This window comes from Bacillus sp. TL12 (assembly GCF_022625245.1).
Classification (GTDB): Bacteria; Bacillota; Bacilli; order Bacillales; family Bacillaceae_G; genus Bacillus_A.
In genome coordinates this window covers 1-859 of record NZ_JAJJBY010000170.1, presented here as the reverse complement: position 1 = coordinate 859, position 859 = coordinate 1, and the positions used below count along the sequence as shown (strand labels likewise).

Below are 859 nucleotides of genomic sequence, written 5' to 3'. Positions count from 1 at the left end.
TCGGGTGTAGTTTAGTTGGTCAAGTCAAATACTCCCTTCGCTTTGCTAGGTCCGTTTTGATTGACCAACACATATTTGGCTTTAAATACCTTTATTATCTCTTAATTCAATAATTGTTCCTTCAGGAGCAATTACCTTACATAAACTCCCGTTTTCGACTTTATATATTTCTTGATCATTTTTTAGTAAAAATTCATAACCTAATCGTTTTATTTTTTGCATTTCTTCTAACAAATTAGGTACCCATAAACAAAAATGAACAATCCCTTGTGAATTCTTATTATTTTCACCAAGTTGTTCTTTTTCTTTTCCAGTCTGAAGTTCAATATAAAAAGAATCTAGTTTTAACCATGAATTATAACTACGTTTATGAAAATTAGGACTTTCTTGAATTAATTCAAAACCAAGAGCATTTTCATAAAATTTAATAGATTCTTTGTAATTGTTTGTTTGAATACATATATGATGAACAAATTTAGTTTTCATTTTGAACTCCTTTTTCTACTGCATATTTGTATAATCGTTCATTAAATTCTTTATCGATCCTTAAAAATTGATTTTCATCGTTATAACGTTCTTCTACTTCTTTTAACAACAGCACTTCTGATTCCGGCATTACATATTTCCCCTCAACAATAATTGGTCGAGCTGGTTGCATCTTCACTTGTAACGAAGTCAATTTACAAAACTGTGGTACTGAAAGTTCTCTCACCTTTGCCAATATTTCTAACTTCTTATATTGTTCTTCATTCACTGTAAACTTGACTTGAATCGTTTTCTCTTTGTCCATTTTAGTACCTCCATAATGTACTTTTTAGTACATATAATTGTACCATTTTGTACCATAAAAACCAACTTT

At 29.5% G+C, this 859-nt stretch carries 2 protein-coding genes; both read right to left on the bottom strand.

Annotated features, from left to right (window positions below; all coding sequences use genetic code 11):
• Positions 1-81: 81 nt before the first annotated feature.
• A complete protein-coding gene (locus LOK41_RS28305; RefSeq protein WP_241819398.1) occupies positions 82-486 on the bottom strand; it encodes a VOC family protein in 405 nt (134 codons plus the stop codon).
• Complete coding sequence (locus LOK41_RS28300; protein ID WP_241819397.1) at positions 476-790, bottom strand: hypothetical protein; 315 nt, start codon at positions 788-790, stop codon at positions 476-478. The genes LOK41_RS28305 and LOK41_RS28300 overlap by 11 nt, the downstream gene beginning before the upstream one ends.
• Positions 791-859 lie beyond the last annotated feature (69 nt).

Excerpts from the sequence above, each read along its gene's own strand:
- LOK41_RS28305 (WP_241819398.1), bottom strand. The coding sequence starts at position 486 with ATGAAAACTAAATTTGTTCATCATATATGTATTCAAACAAACAATTAC.
- LOK41_RS28300 (WP_241819397.1), bottom strand. The coding sequence starts at position 790 with ATGGACAAAGAGAAAACGATTCAAGTCAAGTTTACAGTGAATGAAGAA.